The following is a 23734-nucleotide window of genomic DNA, read 5'->3' as shown; positions in this document are numbered from 1 at the left end:
ACCTGCGCGGCGGCCAGAAGATGGGCGACATCAAGCTCGTCGACACGATGATCAAGGACGGGCTCTGGGACGCCTTCAACGGCTACCACATGGGCCAGACCGCCGAGAACGTCGCCCAGGCCTTCCAGCTCACCCGCGAGCCGCAGGACCAGTTCGCCATGGGAAACTTGTAGCCCCCGAGCGACGCGGGTAGGCGGTCGACAGCATCCGGGAGAAGTACAGCCTCTCGGAGCGTCACGCCTGCCGGATCGTCGGCCAGCATCGGGGTACGCAGCGCTACGTGCCCACCGTGCCGGCTGACGAGGATGAGCTGACCCGCGCCATCATCGCCCTGGCGTCCGAGTACGGGCGCTAGGGCTACCGCCGCGTCACCGCGCCGCTGCAGGCAGCCGGCTGGCAAGTGGGCAAGGACCGGGTTCATGGTTCGACAGGCTCACCATGAGGGCATCTGGCGTCGCGAGGGGTTGAAGGTCCCCAGCTGACAGAGACCCCGCAGCCGCCTATGGCTGAACGATGGCTCGTGCGTGCGCCTGCGCCCGCTCCACCGCAACCACGTCTGGAGCTTCGACTTCGTACAGGCGCAGACGCACGACGGCCGGAGCCTGCGCATCCTGACGCTGATCGACGAGCACAGCCGAACTTGTCTAGCGCTGAAGGTGGCCCGGCGCATCAACAGCGTCGACGTGATCGAGGCCTTGGCAGAGGCCATGTGCCTGCACGGCATCCCGGAGAACATCCGCTGCGACAATGGCCCTGAGATGATCTAGAAGGCGCTGCGCAAGTGGGGTGACAAGACGGAGCCACAGATCCAGTACATCGCGCCAGGATCGCCGTGGGAGAACGGGTATTGCAAGAGCTTCAACGGCAAACTTCTTGACGAGTGCCTACGTCAGGAGATCTTCTACTCGCTGAAGGAGGCGCAGATCGTGATCGGTCTATGGCAAACCACGTACAACTGCATCCGACCGCATTCGTCGCTGGGCTATCGGCCGCCCGCGCCTGTCAGTTTGCCGGATCTGGCCTTCCGGCTACCCATGGCCGCCACCATGCAGTAACCTCGCAACTGGCCCGGTCCAAGATACCGGTCAGGTCAACCCGAAGTCAGAAAAGCTGCCAACGATCATTGCAGTATTAACAAGAACCATAGTCTGTAAGTTTTCGGAAGACCACCGAGGAAATCATGACAGCAAGACAAGCATCGAATTCTGTCCTAATTGCAAAGTACAATACTTATAAGATTTGGCTAGAGCGTAATTTCGGGACTAAGTTTGACGGCCTAGATAGGTATCGGCAAAGTCCCGGGCTCGACGCCGATTTTGTCTCTTATGCTAGCTTGCCTACAGCTCCGCTGGATCCGCTCGAAATTTGCGGAGTTGAAAATTTAATGAGGGACCGTCCAAGATCGATCTTAGATCAACAACGACGCAATTACATACATAAAGTACTTACCTCCCAATTCGATAATATTTCAAATGATAGATTGCAATCAATTAACATTATATCTCTTGGATCGGATTGTCTGCCAAAAACTTTAATTACTAAATGGGGTTTAAGAAAATCGCGGTTGCTAGGCGAAAAAACTCTTCCTTTCGATTTAGTCTATGCGACACCGAATGCGACCGCAAAAATTCTAGCGGATGATTTCGCTGGGCTTTTAGACCCAGAAAAAATTGTTATTCATGAAGGCTTAAACGTACCATGGATTCCGTCGAGACGTTTCTGCTTCAATCATGAAGGTGCCGACGAGTTTCGAATCAACAATTATGCCGCTTTGATTAGTAGATATGAAGAACGAATTCGGAGATTCAAAAAAATGCTCTCGAATGGAAAGCCAACGATCTTTTTATGGAACGTTCTGAATCCATATACTGATGAGCTTGAGTTGCAGATTCTATCTGCAATACACACTCTGAAGCTTCAAACTAAAGGAAGTATCCGCGTTCTTGCTGTTCTTACCTGTGAAAAAACCGAACGATATGCAATACCATCGACGACGCGTGTGATGCCGGGCGCAACTTTGACCCGGATCAGCAATCGGTCGCCCGAGGGCTACGTGTTCTTCGATCCCGCGCATTACGCGTCGGAAGCAGGGCTGCGCTACGAACAAGGCTTTCTTTGTGCGCTTCGAGATGTGATCGACATTGAGACAGGGATCGAGGTCTCGATAGGCGACGATGCGCCCGGAGTTCATAGTACTTGGGAGCATGGAATCATGAGCAACGACTCGGGATATGAGTCGGACGTCCTCGAATCTCGGCGCAGCTTGTTGAAGACGCGAAAATGACGAACGGCGCTCCGACCGAAGCCAGAACGCTCAGGGCGGTGTGAAGTAGGTGATCCTCCCCCCATTTCGCGGAAACGGGGGTTTAGCTCGCGTTTCGTTCTGCCTGCTCGGGCGAAAGATAGCTGAGCGCCGAGTGGATACGCTGCCGATGGTAGTAGTCTTCGATCTAGGCAAACAGGTCGCGCCGGGCGTCGTCTCGGGTCGCTCATCGCCGCTGATGGACGAGTTTGACCTTGAGGGTATGGAAGAAGCTCTCCATCGGGGCATTGTCGTAGCAGCAGGCCGTTCGACTCTTGGATGGCCTCGCCCCCATGCAGGCGAGCTGCTTCCGGTAGGCCTGGGCCGCATACTGGCTACCGCGATCCGAGTGGCAGATGAACCCGGCAGCCGGTCGCTGCCGTTGGGTGCCCATCATCAGCGCAGCCACGGTCAGCTCGGTCCGTATATGATCGCGCATCGCCCATCCGACGAACTTGTGGGTGGCGAGGTCGAGGACGGCGGCCAGGTAGAGCCAGCCCTCGGCGGTCGGCAGGTAGGTGATGTCTGCCAGCCAGACCGTGTTGGGCCGCGCGGCCAAGAAGTTCTGCCTCAGGAGGTTCGGTGCGATCGGGAACTCGTGTCGGCTGTCGGTCGTGTAGGGCCGGAACCGACGGCCCGCTAGAGCTCGGATGCCGTGCCCGCGCATCAGGCGCACCACCCGTCGGCAGCTGGCTGCTCGGCCTTCCGCCCGCAAGGCGGCATGCACACGCGGCGCACCGTAGCGCCGGTGATGATCGGCACGGATAAGCCCCGTTCAGGGCGGCACGCCACTGCCGCAACCTCGAGGGTTGGATCCCAAGTTCGGCCGCGACCTGCGTCTGCAGCCGCTCGCTGCTCTCCAGCAGGGCGACCGCTTCGCGTTAGAACTCGGGCGCGAACTTCCGTCTCGTCTTCGCCATGCGACACCTTCCCGCTCAGCCAGAGCGTATCAGAGGTGTTCGTGAAACCGGGGGAGGATCACGGCACCCTTGCTCCGGTGCTTAGAGCCGCGTCCGCTCAGATTGGGTCATAAGCGTCGTATCCTGCGGCGGAGATGCAGTTTCGGCATTCAGTTGGGCTGAAGGCGGCGAAGGCATCCCGAATGGCCTGCCAGAGGTCGGGGATGGTGCGCGCGACGGCCGTACGCAGGAGTGGCCTGCCCCCTGAAAAGTGGCTCTTCGCCAAGTTTGGTGGATCAGGCTGCGAGGAGGAACCGTCGTTTTAGGAGGTCGAGAGCGGCGCGACCGTACAAGGTGCGCTTCAAGAGCTTGAGACGCGTGATCTGGCCTTCGGCTTGTCCACTGCTCCAAGGCAGTGTCAGTGCGGACCGAACAGCATCTCTATCCTGGCCGAGGCTAGCAGCGAAGCTCTCGACGATCCGGACACCGCAGCTTTGCGCTTCGCCCAGCCATTGATCGAACGCCGGGACATCTGATTTTCCTGACGGCTGCTGGCCACAGTGGCTCCGGACGATCCGGCAGAACCTGCGGCCGAGATCGACCACCTTGGCCGCCTCGGTATCCTGCAGGACACGCGAGACGACCGCAGCCGCCTCAGGGCCGAGGTCTTCGGGCTCCCGCAGGAGATACCAGGACAGCTGCTTGGATGAGGCCAGGGGTGATGCGGTGGAGGTCAGAACACGGGTGTCGGTCGGTGCTGGCGACGACCGGATAGTCGTTCCGGCCAAGCCTGCGCGCCGCTCGGACAACCAGCGATGCACCTGCTTCGAGGTGCCGGCAAAGCCGATCCCCTGAAGTTCGCGCCAGAGCTGCTCCGCATTCTCGCAGCCCTCATCGAGGCGGCCATGCAGATGCCAGAGATAAGGATGGAGCATGCTCGGCTTCGGCTCGCGCATGCCGTTCCGGGGAAAGCTCGCGGCGAAGGCGTACTTGCGCACCGTGGCGCGGGCCAAGCCCGTCTCGCGATTGATGCGCCGAAGCGAGTGTCCTTCCGCATGGCGGCGACGCACGTCGTCATAGGCGGCTTCCCATCGACCGTGGGCCGCGGCCCGCGCGAGCATCTCGGACGGTGCGCGCGGGTAGGGCGTGACGCGCCGAATCGATGGCGATGACGGGGCCACGGCCGGCAACAGCTTCAGACGCGGATGGACGCGGGCGAGCCAGCGCTCGACCATCTGTCGGGTATTGAGCAGGAGATGCCACCGATCCACGACCTGAACGGCATCGGGCGCACCCATGGCGGTCCCACGCGCATATTCGGTCGAGCGGTCCCGTGCCACGACCTGGATTTGTGGGTCGCGCCGGAGCCGGGCCGCCAGCGTCGAGGCCGAACGATCCGGCAGCAGATCGATGGGACGGCGGCGTTCGAGGTTGACCAGGATGGTGCCATAGGTTCTGCCCTTGCGCAGAGCCCAGTCGTCGACACCGACGATGATCGGTTTGGATCCGGTCGGCAGCGGACATTGGCGGATACCCCGCAGCAGCGTCGTGGCACTGGTGGGCATCGCCAGGTGCGGCAGCAGCCGGGCGGCGGGTGTGGCACCGAGCGCCAGCGCGGTCCGAACCTGAGCATCGACCAGCCGGCAGGTTCTCTGAGCGTAGCGGTCGAGGAGGCCCGGCAGACGCTCGGCAAAGGTTCGGCGGGCGCAAGCAGGGTCGTGGCAGTAAAAACGTCGGATCGCCAGGGTCAGACGCACTTCCTGACCGCTCGTCGGCAGGTCGGCGGGACGCCGGTGATAGCGACTATGCACCGACCGGCTGACCGTACGACAGCGTGGGCAACGGGCATGATCGCGCTTCGCTTGAGCGGAAATGCGAAGGGTAGTGCTCTCCTCACGCGTGACGTGGAGAAAGCGACAACCGGGGATGTGACAGAGAAGGGCCATACCCTGATCTGAGAATCCCCCCCGGTTCAGCCAGGAGCTACCTTCCGGCATCCCTCCCACCAACCCAATCCACCAAACTTGGCGAAGAGCCGAAAAGTGGTCCTCCCTGAGGTATGGCTTTGCGCCATGTGGAGGATGTTGTGACGCGTCGGAAGAAGCATACGTCTGAAGAGATCGTCGCCAAGCTGCGCCAAGTGGATGTTCTGTTCTCACAAGGCCGCAAGGTCGCCGAAGCAATCCGGTCCATCGAGGTGACAGAAGTCACGTATTACCGCTGGCGCTCCGAGTACGGTGGATTGAAGGGTGATCAGGTCGAGCGGCTCAAGTCTCTGGAGACCGAGAACCAGCGCCTTCGTCGGGCGATCTCTGACCTGACGCTGGAAAAGCTCATCCTGACGGAGGCGGCTTCGGGAAACTTCTGAGCCCGGCTCGCCGCCGGGCTTGCGTCGACTACGTCGTGGCCGAGCATGGCGTGTCGGAACGGTTCGCTTGCCGCGTTCTGGGTCAGCACCGCTCGACACAACGCAAGTGCGCCGTGGTGGTTGAGGACGAGGCCACACTGACCGCCGCCATCGTCGCGCTGGCTCTCCAGTATGGGCGCTACGGGTATCGTCGGATCACCGCGCTGCTCCAGCGCGACGGCTGGACGATCAACGTGAAGCGGGTCGAACGGATCTGGCGGCGGGGGGGTCTCAAGGTCCCAGCCCGACAGCCGAAGCGGGGCCGCCTCCGGCTCAACGACGGCTCGTGCGTGCGCCTGCGGCCAGAGCGGCCCGACCATGTCTGGTCCTACGACTTCGTCGAGCATCGGACGCACGACGGACGCAAGTACCGGATGCTGAATGTCCTCGATGAGTTCACCCGTGAGTGCCTAGCCATCCGCGTATCTCGTAAGCTGAAGGCGCACGACGTGATCGATGTCCTCTCGGATCTATTCAGCCTGCGCGGTATGCCAGGCCATATCCGCTCGGACAGTGGACCTGAGTTCATCGCTCGATCGGTCCGAGACTGGATTGCGGCGGTCGGCTCAGAGACCGCCTACATCGAGCCTGGCAGCCCATGGGAGAACGGCTATTGCGAAAGCTTCAACGCAAAGATGCGCGATGAACTCCTCAACGGTGAAGTGTTCTACACCCTCAAGGAAGCTAGCGTTGTGATCGAGCAATGGCGGAGGCACTACAACAGCATCCGGCCGCACTCATCACTCGGCTACTGCCCGCCTGCGCCGGAGGTCGTCATCTGGCCAACAGAACCGAGCGTCTCACGACCATCCGCTCGCCTTGCCATCGTCACGCGACCGACGATGCACTAACTTCGAACCTGGGCCACCGCATGGGGGCAGGCCAGTGGCCCGAGGGCCGGTCAGCATGACCGCGAGATGATTCTGAAAAAATTATCGAACATTGGGGTTTGATCAAAGTTCTCGGCAGCGAACTTGAAACAGCTCTCGCGAAGCTCCCTATATTGATCAGGATCATCAGCCAATCCGCAAATTTTTCCCGCGAAATCAGAATATGCTCCCGGTCGGATGAGAAATCCGTTTGTTCCATCGTTGATCAATTCGCAAATGCCCCCGATTGAGCTACCAAGAACAGGTATTCCGAGAGCGTTTGCCTCCATGATTGCGTTAGGACGGCCATCAACGTGAGATGGTAAAACAAGTAGGTCGCACGATAGCATTGCGACTCTTACATCCTCCACGAAACCGACGACAGAAACAAATTCGGCAGGGAGACTACGGTGCACTTCTTCTCTTACCAGATCCAGCATTGGGCCGCTGCCAGCAATTAAAAATCCAATGTCTGACCGGCGGCCTATGACCTCGCGAACGATTTGAAGGAATCCGAGTGGGTTCTTTTCCGGAGACATTCGTCCGACGTAACCGACTACAAAGGACACCGAGTCCTTGAAGCCACAACCGGACCGTAATGCTACCACGCGGTCAGCATCGACTTCTTGTCGAGAGAAAAACCCGAGGTTGACGCCGCTTGTCAAGACAGCAATTCTGTCCGAATCGATATCCCGTTCTAACAAAAAATCTTTCATGGCGCGGCTCTCGACAATGTAACGATCAATGTACGGAGAAAATGTCAGAGAAAGCTTCGTATGGCCTGTCGTGTTGAATATTTGATCTACAATAAATAAATTCTTGAATCGCTGTTTTAGATCAGGCAGCATCGGATAGATGTCTGCAGATCCAGCAATAAGTAGGGTTTTTACACCTCTAGATTTCACCAAGTGACTAATCAAATCGGTATAAGATTGCTCTTCAGCAAAATCATACAATCGAAGAACGCTGCCGGAGCGCTCGGACCAGGAGCTATTGTCCTCTGCATAGCTGACAGGTGTCGCATGCTGAACCGTCAGCAAAGAACTTGCCCCGCGTTCGACGGCTTGATCCATAAGGCGCAAAGTTAAGTTATCGCGAACGAGATACGGAACGCAGCACAAGATATCGGCTTGATACTTGCCCAGTATTCCAGTATTTTCGAACCAGTCCGAGATAGACTCTCGGTCTATGGCATCAAGATGCCACTCCACCCTGTCAGTCATTCTCGGACGACCCGCGAAACGAGCCCGCCAGGGAGTCTCGTTCGCTGGCCTAATCTGTCGTCCTTCGTCCCTGCCATACAAGATATAATGCAGAAGCGGGTTCATTCTAGCTTCTGCTATGTCGTGATTTTCGTTGAGGTAACATAGACCGTCGAAATAAACACTGGGGCTACGACCCTCTAGGCCACCGTACGTCAGGTAATGCCAGATTGGATCGACTCCCTGCCTGAATAGATCGGCGTTTTGGGAGAGGTAGTATTCGGGGTCAAATAATCCGCTCGTAAGCAAAAGCGACTCATCCGGACCTGATACTTCCCCGTTTCGCCCCCAACGCGAGCGACCTTCCGCACGTCCATACCTTAGATAATGGATAAGGGGATTTAAGCCTGCGCGTCTGACATCATCGTTCTCCCTCAGATATATATCAGCCTGGAAATACTTACTGAATTCACTTAACTTCGTCCAGCCTCGTTCCAGAAAATGTGAGAGTGGGTCAGCTAGAATTTCGTCATTCGGGAACTGATTGGCTTGATAGATCTCAGCATCAAAAAACCTCGAAACCATTACGATTTCACGATCCGAGTACGCAAGGTGATCATCGAGAATGAATGATTTGCCTGAAAAGTTTCTTAGAGCCTGCTTCATTAAGTCTAAATGTTTTCCGACTGCTTCTAAGTTGTGGCGGCTGGATCTCCGGGCGCTTGTATCTGCCGCCGGTCGGACTAAGCCGGATCGCGCGAGGTTTATTGCGCTTCGAGGCGGCAATGCAGAATACTTACTTTCATTATCGGACGGGGCAGGTGAATGACCGGCGTGACCACAAATTACTTCTCCGCCCAAAGCTAATACAAGTTCTGGCGCAATTCGGCCCACAATTTGGGTGATCGCCTTGTTGAATTCCTCAAGCTCATTCCTTAGTGAGCAACGATTTTTGGGACGGATGAGTGCCGTAAAAGGCCCTAGCGGAAATCCTTTAGTCACATGCCGATCAAAATTGCTCGCAGCAAATTTAAGACTCATAGGGCTGACCACAAGTGCCAAGCTCTCCGGAGCATAGAAAGTATGGCTTCCGCTGCCTAGACAGCTATAACTTAAGCTGCTGTGCGAATCTGCCTGTGCTTCAATGAATATGGCATCTGGGCTGAAATGTGCGGCATGAAATCCAATCCTTTCGCAAAAGAATGGTTTAGGGACGCAGCTGCTGCCTGAAAAAATAACCAAGTAGGAGCAAGACGAGTTCGATATTATATCCCAAATACGTTCGGCCAGCGTAGCGCCAGCGTGGCTGCGCTGGAGCACAAGGGGGAGTGGTGAATGAATAGAAGGAAGACTACGGCCTTCAAAATTTAAGATAACCTTGGAGGGTTGTACCGTTTGATTTATACACGCGTTTAAAAAATTTCCGAGCTCTCCTGAGGTTTTATGACTATCTACAATAACAGCAAAAACGATTCCCAATGCGGTTCCTCCAGCCACGCGATTGTTTGGCCGTCTCGAAGAGTAAGCGCTGCTATTTTTCATGTATTATTCACATGCGAAGTTTTCATAATGACTTATTTCGATGAAAATAGTCGGAGCCATGACATTAGCTTTCCGCGCTGCGAATGCTCTGCTGATGCGTGATGATTAGGTTTGTTGGTCTCAATCTGTGCAGCCAACCTGTTGATGGTACTAGACATCCTGCTCGTTGTACGGAGCATTGATCGAAGCTCTAAGTTCGCTGGTGAGTGACTCAATGCCGCCTCAAGAACGCTGCCCGGGTGCGGGTCCGCGTTAGCGATTGAGTTTGTGAAATCAAGAAAATTTTGGATCTTGGAAGGAGATTGTGTGATCGACGATAGTAGCCGCATGCGGTTTTGAAAAGGCATCTCAGCGTATTGATCATGTGCGACTATTTGTGAAAGCCGGCCTGCTAAGTCTGGGAATTTACGTTGCTGGATCAGAACAGGAGCGATCCACTTCCAGAATATATATATAAACTCGATAAATGTAGCTTGAGGGTTTTTATGTGTAATATTACTGCTGTGTACGCGATAGCTCATCAACCTCTCCGGTAAGGTGGCGATTTTATGTCCGCCGACAACGAAGCGTGTAAAGTGTTCATAGTCAGGGGCGTACACCATGTTCGGGTCTAGTACCCCAACTTTATCGTGGGCCTCTCTTCTCATCATTACAGCAGAGTGTGCAATATAATTTCCAGATATCCAGTTAGAAAGATCATTTAGATCTCTTTCTTTGTTGACCCATTCTTCTTGCAAGTTCGGCGATGTCACAAACTTCCCTTGCCCGTCGATGACATCTATAAAGGTGCTTACGAGATCGTAGTCGGGGTTGGCTGAGAAAAATGCTAGCTGTTTGCGGAATTTAGTTGGATGCGGTACGTCATCTGCGTCTATCGAGCAGACGAAGTCGCCGTTTATGTGTTTGTAGGCCTCCGCGTAGGCCGCACATGCCCCACGGTTCTTTTCTGAAGTAATGACTTGAATTCTCTTGTCTTTCCGAGCGTAAGCACGAGCGACCGCTACTGAATCATCCGTAGATGCATCGTCTATAATTATATGCTGAATATTCTTATAATCCTGAGAAAGAATTGACTCTATAGTATGAGGGAGAAATCGGGCATAATTATAACTTAATGTGATGACGGAAATAAGCGGACTTTGTTTCGTGCTTGGAGTTTTCATCAATTCGATGCTCTTTATTGTGGGACCGAGGTGTCCTTCAGACGATGAAAGCGGTTAGCTGAAGTAAGCCAGCGTTGGCCAATTTACCATCGTCGCATGTCCGTATGCGCAAATAGGCGCTGCGTGCCTGCATAGCATCGATCGTTTTACCGTTGCCGGAGATGGGCGATTCTGCGCGGCTTCAGGGGCGACGTCTAAAAATTCGATCTCGCCGTTTTCTGTCCGTGGTGTGATTTCAGAAACTGGATGTTGTTTGGTTACTCGACACCTCGGACCGCTTCGAGGCCGCGCTGAATTTGCTGCTGCGTCACTCTATAGTTGGCATGGAATGGATGCGTTTTTTCGTTTGCGATGGTTTCTCCGCGGATGAAAAGCACCTTCGCCCCGCTCGACGTTATCATACTTGTGTATCCGCGGAAATTGAACGACCGATTTTCGTGAATTAAGGCGATCACTCTGGCGTTTGGATTACAGAAAATACAATTTGTCAATGCGGAGCTTGCCGACCCGACGATCAGATCTGCTGAGTAATATAGTTTGACCTGCTCCACGAAAGACAGCTGCTCAGGATAAACTATTTCGAAGCCGACTCGTTTTAGTGTGTCGATGACCTCTGACTCGTTAATAAGTTGGCGCTGCAGAAATCCCCTTCTGGACAGGAAAATCCGCCTTCCTGAGGCACGTAAATCAAGGCCCCATGTAACAATCTTATCGAGGACTGCATACCTCATTTTCGCTAATACGTCGGTCGGCCAAATTGCGTCGTAAATCGCTTTGCCAATTCGGGTGTCGAAGGGGAAGAAAGTCGGAACCGGTGCGACGCCGAGTTCTCCAAACCGGGTGGCGACTGCTGGGAGCGGCAGGATTGGTCGACGGCGTTCGTCGAGCAATTCAATTATTTGCCTATGCGTCTCGGGCATATGATCGTCGATGCAAATCGGGAACCCGGAGGGACAGGCATGATCGTTGAACCACAACATGCGCGGCACGAACTCAAGGAGCCAGTGCCCATAGTTCTTGCTCTGGAGTCCGAACATCATCAGCCCGGCATCCAGAGTCTGCAGGTTCTTCGGCTCTTCGACCAAGGCACACTTAGCGCCATAGACCGCAGTCATAATTTGATCGGGATTCACGCCGTCTTTGATGTCCGCAATGCCGCTCAATGGATGCGCAGCGAGATCGTAGATGAGACGGTTGCCGTTGAGCACGAGGTTGCTGCGAGGGAATGTTAGGCAATCTTTGAAGCGGGCAACGTATTGCCGCGGTGCCTCCAATGTGCCGCATTCCGAAGTTAGGGCTACGGTACCTTCAAGAAAGGCAATCTCTGGCTCGACTATCCGGCGTGCCGGAAGCAATTCGTGATACTCTCCCTCACCGGCAGCCGCGGCTTGGTGAGCGGAGACGATGTTATAGGTCCGCAGCGAACCGAGCCCAAGGACTTTCCGTGTTCGCTCGTGGAGGGCTTGTGCTTCCTCGTACCGGCCTTCCTCGGCAAACGCGTTCATTTGGAGGATCCGCAAGTTCCGGATCTTGCGCTCAAGCGTGTCGCCATCGATCGTCAGCACTTGTCCGCCCAGTTGATCTCGCGCGAGCCGCGCGAGGAGGTAACTGCGCACCGCACTCTCGGCATCCCCGGCAAGTTCGTAGTCCCAGGCGATGTGGATTAGTGACGGATCGTTCTCGCCACGATCGTGACAGGCTGCCTTGGCCTCGCGCAATTCGTGGAGCAGCCCTTCGACTCTGTCGAACGCCTTGCGCCTGCACAGGTCGACAATGCTCGTCCGGATGGCAGCCAGGCTGTACTGCAGAGCGCGGGAACGGGTCACCCGGGCCCCCAGTCCATAGGCACGCGCGGCTAGGTCGAGCCGGTCTTCGCCCTGGAACCGGAAGCCAAAGGTGACGAGATGTTGGGCGACGGTCTCCGGCCTATCGTCGATCAGCGTGGCGAGACTACTCTCGATTGCGTCCAGCGCGTCGTCTGCCGTCGTCAGATTGGCCTGGGTTAAGATCCGCCGAAGGTCGCCCATCATCGTCTTGACCGTTCTTTTCGCGCCCAGAGGACGTTCCGTCTCTGCCGCTTCAAAGCGCCGCCAGCGATTGCTCCACGCAACCGCATACATCGCCAATCTGCTCCAACGTGATTGCGGGGAAGAGCGGCACTCCAATCGCGCCTGCGGCCACGGCCGGGGTCTGCGCGAGACCGTCGTGCCGGCACGTTGCAAATGCGGGATGCGCTTGGCAGCCGGTCCCGTACCACCGCCGCCACTGGATCCCAGCTGAATCGAAGCCTGTCGTCACCGCTTCGGCGACTTCGGGCTCGAACAGCGCGCTGATCGTCATGGTCAGCCACTCCGTGCCGAAGCCCGGCTGCATGCGTACGCCGATCCGGCCGAAGCCCTCGACATAGGCGAGCGACGCTTCTCGCAGCCGCTGAATGCGCCCTTCGAGGCTGTCGAATACCGCCAATCCAACGGCGGCGGCGTATTCGGAGATCCGATAATTGCCGCCTTGCACTTCAGAGACGCGGCTGCTCGCCGAGAAGCCGAAGCCGGTCATGGCGGTGGTTTGCGCCACCAAATCAGTGTCAATGGTAAGGATCGCCCCGCCTTCCCCGATGCCCAGCGCTTTAGTGGCGTGCAGGCTCACGCACATCGGCTGCACGCCCACGCGCTGCAGGTTGAGTGTGGCGGCGGCCGCATCGAACACAACTGGGATGCCGTGCGCCGCCTCGAATGCCTCCCAGGCGGCAACATCGATCGGTGCACCGTAGGGGCTGACTACCACCACGGCGGCGACATCTCCCTCGGCCGAGGCGAGGGCCCGCGCGGCAATCGCGGGGGTGAGCGCCAGTGTCTCGGGATCGACATCCGCGAAGAACGGTTCCAGGCCGACATTGACCGCTGCATGCGCGGTGGCGACGAAGGTGTAGGCTGGCATCAGGCAAAGCCGGCCCTTCCGGCCGGCGATCCGGTAGCGGAGGGCGAGTTCGATGGCGCTCGTGCCGTTGCCGGTGATCGTCGCCGCGACCGGCGCGCCGCCGGCACGCTCCGAGACGAAGTCGCAGAGCTTGGCCTTGAACTCGCGGGATAGCGGCCCGTAATTGCTATAGATATGCGACTGATCGATCCGGCGGAGATACGGAACGATTGCGTCCGTCTCAGGCAAGCTTGGAATGAGCACTGGGATCATTGTCGAGACACATCCTGACTGTCGGCCGCCACCATCCTCATCCGCACGCTCGGTGACGGCGCCCGCTATACATGGCCGGGCGCGGCCGCGGAAGGCGTGGGCTCAAGCGGCCCCGCGGGCCGCTCTCCCCTCAGGCGCTCTGGAGGGGGCGGCCCGGCGAGGGGCGAGCAGGGTTGCCGAACACGGTCTGGCTGGGCGCCACATTCCGGATCACGACGGCGCCGGCGCCGACCACGGCCCGCTCGCCGATCCGGATCTTCGGGATCACGCAGGCGCCCGTTCCAAGGAACGCCCCCTCCCCGACGTAAACATGCCCGGCCAGGTGGACGCCGGGGCTCAACGTCGCGAAATCCTCCAGCACGTTGTCATGAGCGACGGTGCAGCCGGGATTGACCAGCACGTGCTCGCCTAGCCGCGCATCTGCCGTGACGGAGGAATGGCCGAGGATCACCGAACCTGTGCCGATGCGGCTGCTCGCCCCGATCAGCACTTCGGGATCGATGACTGTGGCGAAGCGTGCGCCGATCTCGGTTCGCAGATACGCGACCGCTCGAGCCCGGGGCCCGGGCTCGCCGAGGGCGACGACGAAGCGCAGGCTGTCGTCGCCCGCAAAGCTCCGCACGTCCCGGACGACCGGCTTTCCGCGAAACGTCTCCGGTGCGTCGACACCGGGATCGACGATGCTTGCCTGCAGATCAATTGCGATCTCGTGCGTGTTCAGGCGCTCAAGGGTATCGACGATCTCGCGCGCAAGCGAGCCGGCGCCGTACAGGACGAGGCGAATCGTCATTGCGCTGGCATCCGTACCTGCCTACGGGATCGACCAAATCTAGCTGATGGCCTGTTGTTCGGGTGATCGTCCATGCGCGGGTTCCCTGCCTGTCCGGTGCCCTGCCCTACACGAGTCCCCGCGAGCCCTCCAGGGTCGGCGACCGCACCGGTCGGTACCGTTCCGCTCCGCTCCGGGTCCGGGTGCCTCGTCACGGAGTGTCGGTTCCAGTACACCGCCCGCGGGTGGGCTGCCCAATGAGCGAGGGCGTGCAAGGCACGGAACAGATTATGAGGCCGACGGAGATCTTCATCGACCTGATCCGGACGGTGACCCGCGACAACGCTTCGGAAATGGTGGAGCGTCTGCGCTCCCGCGCGGCGGCTGAGGATCGCACGGGTGCCGAGAGCGCCGCGATACGGCGGCACTTGGAGGCACTCGCGTTCCGACTCGAGGGCGATGATCATCTCGGTACCGCGTCAGACATCTACGATCTAATCGGCTCTCTCGTTCCAGACGGTCGCGAACACTGGACGAGGGCAGCCGCCCTTGCGCGTCTGAGAGACCTCTGCGGGCGAGCCCGCTTCGAAGAGGCCAGCGCCTATGTCGCCAGCCTTCGCGTTGAGGATGCTACGCCCGCGCTGATCCAGGACGGCGTCGCGATCTTGCTGCGGCTCGGATGGGCACATGAGTTCCGGAACGAGCACGGCCCCTGCTTGCAATGCTACCGCCTCGCCTATGAGCTGAATGGCGGTGACGCGGGTGTGACCACCGAGGACGGCGACCGACTCAGCACCAAGGTCAAGAACCTGCGCCGTCTGAGGCTCGATGCTCTGCTGGAAAAGGGGCAGTTCGCTGCGGCGATCGCCGTCCACGGAGGCACCCGCCATATCACTGGTTCCGGTCCCCTGGCCGCCTACGACATGGTGTCCGTCGCGGCCCTCGTGGCGTCCGGCGGCGCCCGGTACACAGAAGTGCTGCCCGCGCGCCGCGTCGGGGCGCCTGCGCTGCGCTTCTGGGAGGCGCCTCCCGCCCTGCGCTCCGAAGCGGGCGGCCTCGACATGCCGGCCCAGTATCTCGCTTTTCTAGATGGGTGCCAGGCATTCCCGCGCAGCAACGTCGTCATCGCCGGTGACAAGCTCGTCTACGATCTTGCCGCGCATCCTCGCCGCTCGGACATCTTGCTGCAGGACGGTCTCAATCCGGATCAGATCATGACGGCCTCGTTCGGCGCCACGCGTGCCCTCGTAGAGGTGCCCGAAAGCACGCAAACGGTCGAGGCTGGGCTCATGATGTTCGGGTTCCAGAGCCGAAACTACGGGCATTGGCTCCTCGAGTTCGCGCCGCGGATGCTCAGCTACAACAATCCGCGCTGCCCGGACGGAATCCCGCTCTGCATCGACGACCATATGCCCGACTCGCACGAGGAGATTCTACGCTTGCTCGATACGCGCGACCGGCCGGTGATCAAGCTGCCACCCAAACCGGTTGAATTCGGGCTCCTCGGGATGGCGCCGGTGCCGGCGTTCTTCCCCTTCGACATGAAACCCGGCCGCCCGTTCTACGACACGGTTTGGCCGGCCGACATCTTTGCGGCCGTGCGGAGTCTGATCCTCGATCGCGCCCGCGAGCGTGGCATCCTTTCGGGCCGGAACGACCGGCGCCTCTTTATCTCGCGAAAGGCGTTCACTCAGCGCGCCCTCGTGAACGAGACAGAGATTGCAGAGCGGCTGCGTCCATTAGGGTTCGAAGTGATATACCCGGAGACGATGTCATTTCTCGAACAGGTCGCGACTTTCCACTCGGCCGCCGTGGTCGTCGGCTCATGCAGCTCGGCACTCTGCAATGCTCTGTTCTGTAGGCCTGGGTGCCGAATCCTAGGTCTGATTCATGAAGAGCTATCCTTCAACTTCCGCGGGTATACAAGTTGCATTGAGCCTAGCGGCGCACAGATCCTGTTCCTGCGCGGCCGTACCCTTCACCGGCCCGGCGTACACGCTTTCCACGTCAGCTACACCGTCGATCCGGGGGAGGTCATCTCCGCGATCGCCGCTCTTGAGCATGAATTGGTCTTCGGTACTTCGGCCGGAGGCTCGATCTCGGACGCGGCCAGCCGGCCGGTCTCTGTGTGGGATGACGGTACCCCCCTATCCCGAGAGCACTCGTCGACCAGCGCAGAGCCAGAGCGCGTCGACCGTGAGCGTCTCACCCACCTAACAACCCTAGCGGCGGGGCCGCACGAGGCTTCAGGCGAGGGTCTGTGCGCCATGGAGGCGGTGGCCTACCTCGCCGGCGAACCGCATTCCGACCAACCCGCATGCGCATCGCCAAGCATCGCCGCTTTCATTCAGACGTGGAGCGATGGTCTACCGCAGGAGGAGCGCGACCAGCTGATCCTCCCGCTCGTCCCGCGCATGATCGGGACGCGCGCCTCAGAGGTCCTGGAGCGCCAGCGCATCGCGATGGTCGCCGATTGGCTCGTTCGCACCCACGTGCCGGCTTGGTTCCGCTTGGCCAAACTGAACGTCGAGGCGGACGAATTAGCTGACCGGCCGGAACTCACGGACGTCGCCGAGTTAGCATCCCTGTGCGATCACCTGAAGCGCGCACGCAAGCGGGCGGCGGTCGCGAATCTCACCTTGCGGCAGACCGGCTCCGCTGTCCGGGCCGCAGCCTGGGATGCCGCCCAGCAGGCCGCTTGGATCACCGTCCGGGATGCCTTGGAAGCCGAGGGACCAGCACTCCTCGCCGCCGGCTGGGACTCAGCCTATGCGGCCGCCTACGCGGCAGCGCGAGCGTACGGAAAGGTACCCCTGGAGCCGACACGGCGCGCCCTCGAGCAGTCCGCATTCGCCCTTCTCGAACGCATGATCGAGGCGCGTGACCCGGATTGGGCCGAGACCGATGCGCCGGCAGCCCAGCACGGCGCGGATCTCCGACCGTGAGCGGCGGCGATGGGCGTAACGCGCTGCCAGTTGATGCTGGACCCGGCCCATCGGCCGCGGTCCTCGCGGGGGCCCGCTGCCTCGTGCTCGGCGGTGCCGGCTTCCTCGGGCTGAACCTATGCAACCGCCTCGCGCAAGCCGGCGCCGAGGTCACCTGCTTCAGCCGCAGCCACACGCAGGCGGAAGCGCTCGACCGGCGCGTGGCTCGGGTGACTGGTCAGTTCTCCGACCGCCTCGCCATCGCCAATGCGGTCGAGCGTCAGGACGTCGTCTTCCATCTGATCGCCGGATCGATCCCCGAGAGCTCGAACCGCGACCCGTCCGCCGAACTCGCAGCAGCTCCGATCGCCACCCTGCACCTGCTTGAGATCTGCCGCTCGGCCCGGATCAAGAAGGTCGTGTTCTCATCCTCCGGGGGCGCGATCTACGGGATCCCGCGTGTCATACCGATCTCAGAACAGGCCCCGACCGATCCCATCTCGGCCTACGGCATCAGCAAGCTGATGATCGAGAAGTCCTTACATTTGTACCGGCATCTGCACGGGATCGATTACCAAATCCTGCGGATCGCCAACCCGTATGGCCGGTTCCAGCTCGGCAACAAGTACCAGGGCCTGATCGGCAGCTACATCCACCGCGTGCTCACAGATCTGCCGCTAGAGGTCTGGGGTACTGGCGAGGTCGTGCGCGACTTCCTACATGTCGACGATGTGAGCGACGCCTTCCTGGCAGCGGTCGCGTATGACGGCCTGCACAAGGTCATGAATGTCGGCAGCGGCACGGGCCTGAGCGTCAACCAGATCATCGCCGAGCTTGAGGCGGCCTTCGGACGCGAGCGCCTACGCTGCGTGTACAAGCCGAGCCGCGCGGCCGACGTGCCGGCCAACGTGCTCGACACCGCGCTGATCCGGTCCGAACTCGACTGGCAGCCCCGCGTCGCCCTGCGCGAGGGTCTCATCAGCACGGTCGCCTGGATGCGGGCCCATCTGGCGGAGGCGCGTGGGGACGGCACGCCGCCACGCCCGGCCCGCGCTGAGGCAGGCGATTCCTGAGAGCCGTCGTGCTCGGCGGCACAGCGGATCGTCATCCGGACGGGTATTTCGCGCTTCGCCCCGGAGCGGCCATGTTTCTCACTGACAGCGCAGGCCTCCGATCCGCGAGGAGACCGCATGTCCTTCCTGCACGATCTGCCCATTGCCGACCTGATCGCCAATTACGGCTACATCGCCATCTTCATCATCATTACCCTGGAGAGCGCCGGCCTGCCGCTCCCGGGCGAGACGGTCCTGCTCACGTCGGCGGCCTATGCCGGCAGCACCGGCAACCTGAACATAGCCCTCGTGGTGGCGATCGCCGCGACCGCCGCGATCCTCGGCGACAACGCTGGTTACTGGGTCGGCCGCCGCTGGGGCCTGCCCCTGCTCCTGCGCAAGGGCCACCTGATCGGGCTCGATCACGGCCGGCTCAAGCTCGGCCAGTACTTGTTCCGCCGGCACGGCGGGAAGATCGTGTTCTTCGGCCGCTTCACCGCGATGCTACGCGCCTACGCGGCAGTCCTCGCCGGCGTGAACAAGCTCGATGCCCGCCGCTTCATGGTCTTCAACGCCGTCGGTGGCGTCGCCTGGGCCTCGATCATGGGCTTCGGCGCGTATCTGTGCGGACGCTCCATCGAGAACGTCATGGGTCCGGTGGGCCTCGCGCTCCTGGCCTTCGTGCTGTTGGGCGCCGTGGCGCTGTGGATGTTCATGCGCCGCCACGAGGCGCGCCTGATGGTCGACGCTGAGGCCGCGATCCCCGGTCCGCTGGTCGAAAGCTCGGTTGCACCGCAGGCGGTAGCGGGGTAGGCAGGCCCGGCCCGCTATGCGAAAAGCCACGTCGCGCCAAGACTCGAGCGCGCCGGCCCGGGCGGCCGCACGTCCTGCCGCCCTGCGCCGATCCGGCGGGTGCGCCCAGTGGGACGGACGCTGACATCCATCCGGATCCGATTGGATTATTCGACTCAGGCTCCGTGGCCCGGCGGTACCACTCGGGGCGCAGTATCGATACGGCAGCCTACGCGGCCGAGGACTGGTCCTCGACGATGAATCCGAACCTCCTCTTCGACACAGCCTTCTACCGGGCGCGGATCTCGCCGCTGGATGCGACCGGTCCGAGCCCCGATTGCGGTCAGCCCGAGCGGCTTTTTTTTGCCGAGAGCGTCGTACCGGATTTCGCCCCTGAGGCCTGGCAGGCCGCCAATCAAGCCTGGACCGTCAACCCGGTGGTGACCGGGGCTGCTCGCCCAGCCCAGGGACGCGGGGCCGGCGTGCTCCTCGTCGATTCGAGCTTTCCCGTCCCGGTTCTCGGCATTCCGCTACGGTGAGCTGCTCACGTACTCTCAAGCCATCCCGGAGAGCCAGGCCGCCTCGTCGCTGCACGAGATCTATCGCTACCAATGCGGTGGTCGTCGCCCTCGTTGCCAAGCTCGCCCGGGTAGCATGGGCGACGCTGCGGAAAGGCGTGAGCTTCGAGCGCCAGCCAAAGCTAGCCCACGCCTGAGACATCGCAAAGGGTCGACCCTGACCGGAGCGCGAGTGACCGGCGCGGGTCCATGAGACCTGCGGGAGGGCAGCGAAAATGGCCTGACGGTCGAGCGGCGCTCCGGAAGCCTGGCAAAAAAGCGGCTCTTCGAGGCCGACGTGCTTACGAGGCTCGGGGCGTGCGGCTCCATCTTGAAGGCTGCTGCTGCACCGATATGCCGGATACGTGTGTGCAGACCAGACTGCGACGCCTTCAGCGACCACCTTGCAGACGGGGTGGGTTATACGTTTTTTCGCAAGAGGCCATGGCGCTTGAAAAAGCGCCAGAGGCCGTTCCGCGTGACGCAGACGCCGTGCTCCGCCAGAGTGGTCTATAGCTCGCGAAGGTAGATCCCGGGCTGCGCCTGGTAGAGGTAGACGATCAGGTCGCCCTGTGCCTCGATCCGGTGCGAGCATTGATCGCCGCCCATCGGCTTAGCCGCGACGTCGCCCTAACGAGCAAATTGCCTGCATCAGCGACTGGCGCTCGCCGGACTGACCCCGAAGCGTTCGGCCGCTTGGTCTCGCAAGGCGCCGGTCTCGACCGCATGAACCGCGCGTTGACGCAAGTCGATGGACAGAGCTGAGGACATCGGCGCCCGCCTCCGCCGATCAACCTTCCAGCTCGCCACCCGTTTCATCCCGCTCAGATACCGCTCTAGAGCTGCGTCCGCTCAGATTGGGTCATAAGCGTCGTAGCCTGCGGCGGTAATGTAGTTCCGGCATTCGGTTGGGCTGAAGGCGGCGAAGGCGTCCCTGATAGCCTGCCAGAGGTCGGGGACGGTGCGTGCGGCGGCGGTGCGCAGCAGGGCTTTGAGCTTGGCGAAGGCTTCCTCATCCTGAGCCCGTCGAAGGATTGATCGGGTTGAAGTCCGGCGAGTAGGCCGGGAGATACAAGATCCGCGCGCCGGCCGCCTCGATGGCCTCACGCACGCCGGTGACTTTGTGGACGTTCAGGTTGTCGAGGACGACGGTGTCGCCCGGCTTCAGCACCGGGACCAGGATGTCGGTGACGTAGGCTCGGAAGCGCTCACCGTTGGTCGCGCCATCGAACAGGGTGGTGGCGACGAGGCCGCTGGGGCGCAGGGCGGTGACGGTGGTGGACTTGTAATGCGCCTGGGGCACGAGGATCCGGCAGCGCTCGCTGCGCGGGGCCCGGCCATAGGTTCGGGCCATGTTCGTCGCGGCGGCGGTCTCGTCGATGAACACGAGGGCGTCGGGATCGAGGCCGAGTTGATCCGAGAACCACACCTCCCGTGCGGCTCTCACGTCCGCCCGCTCCTGCTCAGCTGCGTAGGCAGCCCCTTTTTACGGGTGATCCGATGCCGGGCGAAGAACCGCCACAACCCGCTGACGCTCGTCCGGACGCCTTGTTCGGCCAGGGTGTCGCGCAACTCCCGCAGGAACGCCTTGGGGTGGGCTTGGGAGGCCTGAAGGATCTGCTCGGCATGCGCCTCGATGGCGGGTGCGGGCCGCTCATCACAAGGCGGCCGGGGCGCAATCTCGCCTTCCTCCAGGAAACGCTCTTGCCAGCGGATCGCGCTGGATGCGCCAATACCGAAGCGCTTGGCTGCTTGGCAGCGCGAGGCTCCCGCTTCGACCGCCGCGATCACCCGCTCTCGTAGATCCAACGATAAGGCTGCCGGCATCCCGATCTCCTCGGAAAGCCCGACATCGAATCAGATCCGCAGCCCGTCCGCCATCCCCCACGATTCAACCGCGCCGGACGTGGCTCTAGTGTGACGACAAGCATTCATTTTAGTATATGCTTCCGAGAAACCCATTTCTGGATACCCATTGCTGATTACTAGTGATGTTAGAGTGTGGGCCGCATCAAGCACTTGCAGGCTCTATGATTTTGTGATCCAGGGCCGCCGTTTGCAGCACGGAGGCGACGATGGCGGACCTGTTCTGGCTCTCGGATGCGCAGTGGGCGGTGATTGAACCGTTCATGCCGAAGGGTCGGCCCGGACCAGCGCGCAAGGACGACCGGCAGATCATCTCCGGCATCCTGCACGTACTCACCTCCGGCTGCCGCTGGCGTGACTGTCCGGCCGCGTACGGCCCGCGCACCACAGTCCATAACCGCGTAAACCGGTGTTCACCGCGCGGCTTCTGGAAGGCCATGCTCGCGGCGCTGGCCAAGGCGGGATGGTCGGGCGAGGCGACTGCCATCGACAGCACCGACGTGCAGGCGCACCGTTCGGCCCACGGCGGTAAAGGGGGGGCGTACGCAGGCCATCGGCCCGTCGCGCGGCGGCCGGACGACCAAGATCCACGCCCTCACCGACGTCCTCGGCCGGCCCGGCGTCCTCCTGCTGACGCCAGGCAACGCCAGCGATGTCACCTCCGCTCCGGCCGTGCTGGCTGAAGCCCCCGGCCGGATCCGCCGCCTGAGCGCCGACAAGGGCTACGACGCCGACTGGCTGCGCGCCGACCTGCGCGCGAAGAGTATTACGCCGATCATCCCGGGCAAGCGCGGTCGGAAGAAGAGGATCCGCCACGACAAGCGCCGCTACCGCGAACGCTGGCGCATCGAGGCGACCTTCAGCCGCCTCAAGGACTTCCGCCGCATCGCCACCCAATACGACAAGCTCGACCGCTACTACGCCTCAGACGTCGCTCCCGCCGCCTTTCGTTGCCGATTGAGTCCAGACCCTAGCAATTTATTAATATACATGAACTAAATAATACGTCGACGAAGAAAAATTACGTAACTCTACTAATTGCATAAATACAAAGTTGGCAGTCCGTGCTCATGGGGACACGAATGCTTGACCTGACAGGCTACAAGCTGACGTTTGACGACGAGTTCAACACGCGCAGCATTTCCCAGGCAGCGGGCAGCACAGCCTGGGGTGACATTCGTTCACAGTGGCGCTTCGACGCAAATTCTGACATTGGGTTCGGACACTCCTCCTTCGTCGACTCTGCCTCCGGCTATGATCCTTTCAAGGTCTCGGGTGGTGCACTGACTATCACCGCTGCTCCCGATAAGACCACCTCGGGCTATCCAGGAAGCTGGGAGTCGGGGCTGATCACCACTCAGGGTAATTTCTCGCAGACCTACGGGTACTTCGAGATTCGTGCCGACTTTTCCGCGATGAAGGGCGCCTGGGATGCGTTCTGGCTGCTGCCCGACAAGCCAGCTGCCAACCCTAACAATCTACCAGGCTGGCAGGAACTCGACGTGGTTGAGCACTACGGAGGCAACGACAAGGGCGTCTACAGCACGATCCATACGACGGATCAGACGCCCAACATTCCATGGCAGCAGAACCGGCAAGTCTACAGCGAGCTGGCGAACGCGCCGGGCTATCACACCTACGGGATGGATTGGCAGAAAGATAAAATTAGCTTCTACGTCGACGGGAAGTTCGTCGGCTCTCAGGCAACACCGAGCGACATGACTGGCCCGATGTACCTAGTTGCCAACCTCGCTACGCAAAGTGATGCGGACGCAGCGGGCAAGTCGATCTCCTCTTCGATTGATTACATCCGGGCCTACTCCAAAAGTCCGAACGCGGTTGCAGTCACTCAGGGCACCGTGTCGGCTCCCGACGGCGCCGATCCGGGCCTCTACGGTGCAACCAGCGCAAACTCTCACGCAATTGAAGCGTTTGGGGCGACGCGTCTGGATCAGGTGGGCAGCGGGTTCTTTCTGGACGACAGCACCGGGTCGGGTGCCTCGCTCAAATATGGCGGCTCCGACGTGACCACGGGTCAGTTCGTCGGCTGGGCCCCGATGGGCGCGGAAAAGACGTCCACCGGCTACCAGGTGGCCTGGAAGGTGACGGGCGCGGACCAGTACACGGTGTGGAACGCCGACGCGAACGGCAACTTCACCGGATACGCCGTCGGTACGGTGTCGGGCTCGGACCCGTCCCTG

Annotated in this window: 14 protein-coding genes and 5 pseudogenes; 10 read left to right on the top strand and 9 right to left on the bottom strand. The window is 60.5% G+C overall.

Features of this window, described 5'->3' with window-relative positions:
* The 3 genes and pseudogenes from MKK67_RS18490 to MKK67_RS18480 all read left to right on the top strand — a co-directional run.
* A pseudogene (locus MKK67_RS18490) lies at positions 1-161 on the top strand (acetyl-CoA C-acetyltransferase); the annotation flags it as partial.
* Positions 152-1055 (top strand): annotated as a pseudogene (locus tag MKK67_RS18485) (IS3 family transposase); the annotation flags it as partial. The pseudogenes MKK67_RS18490 and MKK67_RS18485, both read left to right, overlap by 10 nt.
* Positions 1056-1180: 125 nt before the next feature.
* Positions 1181-2284: a DUF1796 family putative cysteine peptidase gene (locus MKK67_RS18480; protein WP_243967524.1), complete on the top strand. Its 1104-nt coding sequence runs from the start codon at positions 1181-1183 to the stop codon at positions 2282-2284.
* Positions 2285-2366: 82 nt separating this feature from the next.
* Here the strand turns inward: MKK67_RS18480 and MKK67_RS18475 are convergent.
* The 3 genes and pseudogenes from MKK67_RS18475 to MKK67_RS18465 all read right to left on the bottom strand — a co-directional run bounded on the left by MKK67_RS18475 (position 2367) and on the right by MKK67_RS18465 (position 5147).
* A pseudogene (locus MKK67_RS18475) lies at positions 2367-3168 on the bottom strand (IS3 family transposase).
* Between the two features lie 151 nt (positions 3169-3319).
* Positions 3320-3457 (bottom strand): annotated as a pseudogene (locus tag MKK67_RS18470) (IS630 family transposase); the annotation flags it as partial.
* 40 nt (positions 3458-3497) lie between these two features.
* Positions 3498-5147 carry an ISL3 family transposase gene (locus MKK67_RS18465; RefSeq protein WP_243967516.1) on the bottom strand — a complete coding sequence of 550 codons (1650 nt, stop codon included), beginning with the start codon at positions 5145-5147 and terminating at the stop codon, positions 3498-3500.
* A 113-nt stretch (positions 5148-5260) separates the two neighbouring features.
* On the opposite strand from MKK67_RS18465, the gene MKK67_RS18460 reads away from it, so the two are divergent.
* Positions 5261-6459 (top strand): IS3 family transposase gene (locus MKK67_RS18460; protein ID WP_243967509.1). Its coding sequence is split into 2 segments (ribosomal slippage): positions 5261-5555 and positions 5555-6459, totalling 1200 coding nucleotides; the frame shifts between segments, so codons are not numbered across the junction.
* Between the two features lie 50 nt (positions 6460-6509).
* Here the strand turns inward: MKK67_RS18460 and MKK67_RS18455 are convergent.
* The 5 genes from MKK67_RS18455 to MKK67_RS18435 all read right to left on the bottom strand — a co-directional run bounded on the left by MKK67_RS18455 (position 6510) and on the right by MKK67_RS18435 (position 14363).
* On the bottom strand, positions 6510-9221 hold the full coding sequence (locus MKK67_RS18455) for a glycosyltransferase family 4 protein (RefSeq protein ID WP_243967501.1): 2712 nt from the start codon (positions 9219-9221) through the stop codon (positions 6510-6512).
* 32 nt (positions 9222-9253) lie between these two features.
* Positions 9254-10384, bottom strand: a complete 1131-nt coding sequence (locus MKK67_RS18450; RefSeq protein WP_243967485.1) for a glycosyltransferase family 2 protein — start codon at positions 10382-10384, stop codon at positions 9254-9256.
* A gap of 257 nt (positions 10385-10641) precedes the next feature.
* On the bottom strand, positions 10642-12504 hold the full coding sequence (locus tag MKK67_RS18445) for a glycosyltransferase family 61 protein (RefSeq protein WP_243967467.1): 1863 nt from the start codon (positions 12502-12504) through the stop codon (positions 10642-10644).
* Positions 12464-13573, bottom strand: coding sequence for an aminotransferase class I/II-fold pyridoxal phosphate-dependent enzyme (locus tag MKK67_RS18440; protein ID WP_243967457.1), 1110 nt, complete (start codon positions 13571-13573; stop codon positions 12464-12466). The genes MKK67_RS18445 and MKK67_RS18440 overlap by 41 nt, the downstream gene beginning before the upstream one ends.
* A gap of 130 nt (positions 13574-13703) precedes the next feature.
* A complete protein-coding gene (locus tag MKK67_RS18435) occupies positions 13704-14363 on the bottom strand; it encodes an acetyltransferase (protein WP_243961698.1) in 660 nt (219 codons plus the stop codon).
* Between the two features lie 236 nt (positions 14364-14599).
* Here MKK67_RS18435 and MKK67_RS18430 point away from each other — a divergent pair, with 236 nt between their 5' ends.
* The 4 genes from MKK67_RS18430 (at position 14600) to MKK67_RS18415 (ending at position 19649) form a co-directional block, all read left to right on the top strand.
* Entirely contained in the window at positions 14600-17287 is a 2688-nt protein-coding gene (locus tag MKK67_RS18430) for a glycosyltransferase family 61 protein (protein ID WP_243967441.1), read from the top strand.
* Positions 17284-18339, top strand: a complete 1056-nt coding sequence (locus tag MKK67_RS18425; protein WP_243967432.1) for an NAD-dependent epimerase/dehydratase family protein — start codon at positions 17284-17286, stop codon at positions 18337-18339. The genes MKK67_RS18430 and MKK67_RS18425 overlap by 4 nt, the downstream gene beginning before the upstream one ends.
* A gap of 117 nt (positions 18340-18456) precedes the next feature.
* Positions 18457-19131, top strand: coding sequence for a DedA family protein (locus MKK67_RS18420; protein WP_243961695.1), 675 nt, complete (start codon positions 18457-18459; stop codon positions 19129-19131).
* Positions 19132-19295: 164 nt separating this feature from the next.
* Positions 19296-19649 carry a hypothetical protein gene (locus MKK67_RS18415; RefSeq protein ID WP_243967423.1) on the top strand — a complete coding sequence of 118 codons (354 nt, stop codon included), beginning with the start codon at positions 19296-19298 and terminating at the stop codon, positions 19647-19649.
* Positions 19650-20519: 870 nt separating this feature from the next.
* On the opposite strand, the pseudogene MKK67_RS18410 reads toward MKK67_RS18415, so the two are convergent.
* Positions 20520-21494, bottom strand: a pseudogene (locus MKK67_RS18410) (IS630 family transposase).
* 248 nt (positions 21495-21742) lie between these two features.
* Between MKK67_RS18410 and MKK67_RS18405 the strand changes: the two are divergent.
* Both MKK67_RS18405 and MKK67_RS18400 read left to right on the top strand, forming a co-directional pair.
* A protein-coding gene (locus MKK67_RS18405) for an IS5 family transposase (RefSeq protein WP_409568417.1) occupies positions 21743-22532 on the top strand; the annotation gives its coding sequence in 2 pieces (ribosomal slippage) (positions 21743-22074 and positions 22073-22532; 792 coding nt in all).
* Positions 22533-22615: 83 nt separating this feature from the next.
* Positions 22616-23734, top strand: a 1119-nt coding sequence (locus tag MKK67_RS18400; RefSeq protein ID WP_243967407.1) for a family 16 glycosylhydrolase, incomplete at its 3' end; no start/stop codon positions are given.

The organism is Methylobacterium sp. J-072, assembly GCF_022829425.1.
GTDB lineage: Bacteria > Pseudomonadota > Alphaproteobacteria > Rhizobiales > Beijerinckiaceae > Methylobacterium.
This window is presented reverse-complemented; position numbering and strand designations above follow the sequence as displayed.